Annotated in this window: 4 protein-coding genes; all 4 read right to left on the bottom strand. The window is 58.6% G+C overall.

Features of this window, described 5'->3' with window-relative positions; translation table 11 throughout:
- Window positions 1–69: 69 nt before the first annotated feature.
- Complete coding sequence (locus tag FQ377_RS14600; RefSeq protein WP_148601889.1) at window positions 70–948, bottom strand: hypothetical protein; 879 nt, start codon at window positions 946–948, stop codon at window positions 70–72.
- Between the two features lie 443 nt (window positions 949–1,391).
- Window positions 1,392–1,745 (bottom strand): hypothetical protein, encoded by a 354-nt coding sequence (locus FQ377_RS14595; RefSeq protein ID WP_148601888.1) that lies wholly within the window; start codon window positions 1,743–1,745, stop codon window positions 1,392–1,394.
- Window positions 1,738–1,962 carry a hypothetical protein gene (locus FQ377_RS14590; RefSeq protein ID WP_148601887.1) on the bottom strand — a complete coding sequence of 75 codons (225 nt, stop codon included), beginning with the start codon at window positions 1,960–1,962 and terminating at the stop codon, window positions 1,738–1,740. Before FQ377_RS14590 ends, FQ377_RS14595 begins: the two co-directional genes overlap by 8 nt.
- Before the next feature lie 319 nt (window positions 1,963–2,281).
- Window positions 2,282–3,313 carry an endonuclease NucS domain-containing protein gene (locus tag FQ377_RS14585; protein WP_148601886.1) on the bottom strand — a complete coding sequence of 344 codons (1,032 nt, stop codon included), beginning with the start codon at window positions 3,311–3,313 and terminating at the stop codon, window positions 2,282–2,284.
- Window positions 3,314–3,482 lie beyond the last annotated feature (169 nt).

Here is a 3,482-nt window from a genome sequence, read left to right as displayed (position 1 = left end):
GCCTCACCCTCGTCACCGATACCGACACCACCACCAGAACGGAGGCGACCACCGACACCACGCTCGAACTCAGCGCCTAACAATCAAAAGGATCACCAACCGATACACCACCACAAGGGACTTGACCATGTGGTCCTCCATGGTGCTAGATAGGTCGTAGGCCGCCCGGCGTATTTCTTCGCTCTCGGTCTCACCAGCGGGGACAACAAAGTCCACCCCGAACCTCAGTTCGCCCTCAGGCTTGTTTCCCCGCCAGCGGACTTCAGCCATGAAGTAGCCGTTGGTGTCCTCGCCGCGGATGGCTTGCCATGACTGGACCAGCGGCAGCCCTCCGCCGCTAGTAACGCCAGCGTGACTGGCCGGCCGTCGCGTGCGGAGGTCCATCGCGATTCGGCGACTGACCACCCTCGCTAGAAATTTCTGAGACAGGACGTTCAAGGCTAGGGTGCCTTCTTCGCCGGGCAACTCAAAGACACCAGCGATCTGCTCATCCCATTTCCGAAGAACGAGCACAACCTCAGTAGCCAAGGTACGGGCGGCCTCATCTTCCACTTCTGTCCAGGCATCGAAAATCCGGACGAGGCCAAGGAAGCTCCAGCGGGTCGTCGGGTCCAACTCCAGACGCTGCTTGTCCAAGCTGAGCGCCGCAAGAATGAGTCGGGTATCCGCCGAGAGCCCCTCATATCTCTCCTGTTGATCCGTGCTGAGGCTGTGGGCGAGCTTCACCTCTATAGCGACCCGTTCGCCGTCCATAGATGTCAGCAGGAGATCCGAGTTGTTCGCTTGAAGGACCTCCCGCTCCACCTTCTCCGGGATGAAGCCAACCAAGCCCTCCCAAGGCCTGCCGTCTTGGTCACTGAGAAACTGAAGTAGATCCGAGATGTTCGTTTCTTGGGCCAGGAGCCGGTCGATGCCACGTCCACGAATCCACGGTGATGATGTCGTCATTCACCGAGCATCGCAGTTGTGGACCTTACGGCCCAGCTACTTAGAATTGCGCGTGCCCGTGTCTTGTTCTCATCACGCCGCTGAGCTGAAGCAGCCGCTCTGGCAAGTAAGAAGCAGACGCTGAGATTTCGCCCGGCGTTTCAACCTCGGGACACGCGTATCGGTCCGAGACACGCCGTACTATAGGAGTTTATAGGATTTTCCCTATAAACCCCTATAACTTCCTATACATTGCCTCCCGACGCTGCCCAGAAAGCCGGCCCAGTTAGGTTGAGAAGCTCGCCACGTAGCTCGTGATTCAGCCCACCTGATCTGGTGATCTCGCGAGGCGAAATCGCCAGATCAGCACCTTAGTCCTACCCGAGCCAATGATTCAGGTCCTGTGGCGGGTCGGCGTCGTGCCGGAGGACTCCGACCAGCAGATTTCCTCACCGTTGCAGCAGCTACGGATCGTTGGAGTTGATGGCTGGCGGTATCTTCATCGCGGCCAAACGCTTCACCGTCAACGACGTCTCGCGGCCCAGCCGCTGGTCGAGAATGACCTTAACCTCGGCGGCGAAGATCTCATCGCGCAACGTCTCGAGCAGTTGTTCCTTCCGCGTCTGATGAACGCTACCCTGCTCTGGCGCACTAGGAAGATGCCTGTGTGACCTCGCCCGCGGCGGCAGCTTCACTGCGGCCAGTTTCTTGACGGTGGGAGATGTCTCGCGGCCCAGCCGCTGGTCGAGAATGACCTTAACCTCGGCCGCGAAGATCTCTCCACGCAACGTCTCAAGCAGCTCGTTAGTGCTATCCATGTCTCACCCTCGGTTTTTCGATCACTGCACCCTCGCGGCCGTACTCGCTGACCAGCAGCGGCAGCTTGATGCGCGCCAGGCTTCTCACCGCCGACGAGGTCTCCCGACCCAGCTCCCGGTCCAGGGTGACCTTCAGGCGGGCAGCGAGGATCTCGCGGTGTAGCTGCCTCAACAGCTGCTCCTTACGTGTCGCGCCCATCTCGGCGGCGGCGGGCATTACTGTCCTCCTCACTGCTGGTTGATTCCATGATCATCCAGAACTGGCGACTCGTCTACGGCCTCGGAACCTTGAGCGCCGAAACTGGGTGCCCTGTAGACGCGATGACCTGGGTTTACGGATGTCAGAAGCTTCTTCCGCTATCCACGCTGGTAGCTTCACATGACTCACTATCCCCTCAACACCTGGCTATTAACCGGTGGACCATCGCGGGCGACGTGGGCTTCGATGAGGGACCGCTTGAGTAAACGTTCCCACGCCGCGTCTGGCCAGCTCGATATAAAGGATGAGACAGGCGCGGGAGGTGCCATGATGGTCGCTACGCCCCCTGTGCCCTGCTGATGGGGTTCCGCTGGTATGCCACAACGGAGTGATCAAGGGCGCGGTATGACCGAACAGACGGTGGTGCCACGATTGTGTTGTAAGGAGCCATATCGGCCCGGCGAGCAACCCAAACACGACTCCATTCGTTAGACTCTTCCGTGATCGCCCTCACCTGTTCGCCAAGCAATCCTTTGTTACGGGGGCGCACGCCGTTGGCCTGCTGCGCGTTAAGCCATTCCTCGTAGCGGTCGAAAATGAACCCAAAGGTCACAAAAGGCCCAAAGTCCTGCGCATTGGTCAACCAGAACCGTCGAATGTCCTCGTCGATGGGTCGCCGACGTCTCCATTGGTTCCGAAGCGCATTGGCGGGATCAAGAGGTGCCGGCTGAGTCGTGTCCAGATGCGAGCCTTTCTCCACGTCCTGGTCGTCCTGGCAGCACGGGACTAGCTTGATCGCATCGGGCTCACGGACGTACCGAAACGTCGTTACTGGGACCGAATAAGCCTCCTCCCGCAACTCCAAAATGCTGTAAGCGGTTTGCGGATGAATAGATTTTGCAACGATCACAAGGACCTGAAATTCATTTACGGTCTCTGGTAGCGGGTAGCCGAAGTGCAGTCGAAAGGACTCCACCAAGTCGATCTCCAGCTTACCGTTAGCAACAATGCGAATGATCTTCTCTCTGTTCAGCCGCTTTACCGCACGTCGATAGCTCAAAACCTGACCGATCGAGGAGGGGCGGGCTTGGTTCAGCTTCACCTCTATGATGTAAATGGTACCGGTCGAGTCAATTGCGAGTAGATCGACGAGCCCCCGAAAAATCTTCACCTGTCGGCCTATGAGCAACAAGTCCTGCCCGGGAAGCGCTAGGTGGGCCGCAAGCTCCTTCTCCAGGTCCTTCTCGAGCCAACGCCTAAGTCGCCAGGCGGAAGCGGCTACCACAAGTTCTCTGAACGCCCGACGAATGCTCGGCCAGACGTGGGCGTGGAAGAATTTACAACGATCGGCACTGCAGGTATCCCGCATGTGCTCTCTCTGAGTCCAGTCATTGTCGCTCCCTCGCTAAATGGGCTCTTCAAGAAGCAGAGTGTAGGTCCGTCGGCGATGTCTTGAGACTTCAGGTGGAAGGGTCCGTGAGGGTGCGAGCTGGCTAGGTGCTGTGGCAACAGCGGGATGAGGGGGTCGAGGTCTCCGA

The organism is Arthrobacter echini (assembly GCF_008107445.1).
GTDB lineage: Bacteria > Actinomycetota > Actinomycetes > Actinomycetales > Micrococcaceae > Arthrobacter_D > Arthrobacter_D echini_A.
This window is presented reverse-complemented; position numbering and strand designations above follow the sequence as displayed.

Excerpts from the sequence above, each read along its gene's own strand:
- FQ377_RS14600 (WP_148601889.1), bottom strand. The coding sequence starts at position 948 with ATGACGACATCATCACCGTGGATTCGTGGACGTGGCATCGACCGGCTC.
- FQ377_RS14595 (WP_148601888.1), bottom strand. The coding sequence starts at position 1,745 with ATGGATAGCACTAACGAGCTGCTTGAGACGTTGCGTGGAGAGATCTTC.
- FQ377_RS14590 (WP_148601887.1), bottom strand. The coding sequence starts at position 1,962 with ATGCCCGCCGCCGCCGAGATGGGCGCGACACGTAAGGAGCAGCTGTTG.
- FQ377_RS14585 (WP_148601886.1), bottom strand. The coding sequence starts at position 3,313 with ATGCGGGATACCTGCAGTGCCGATCGTTGTAAATTCTTCCACGCCCAC.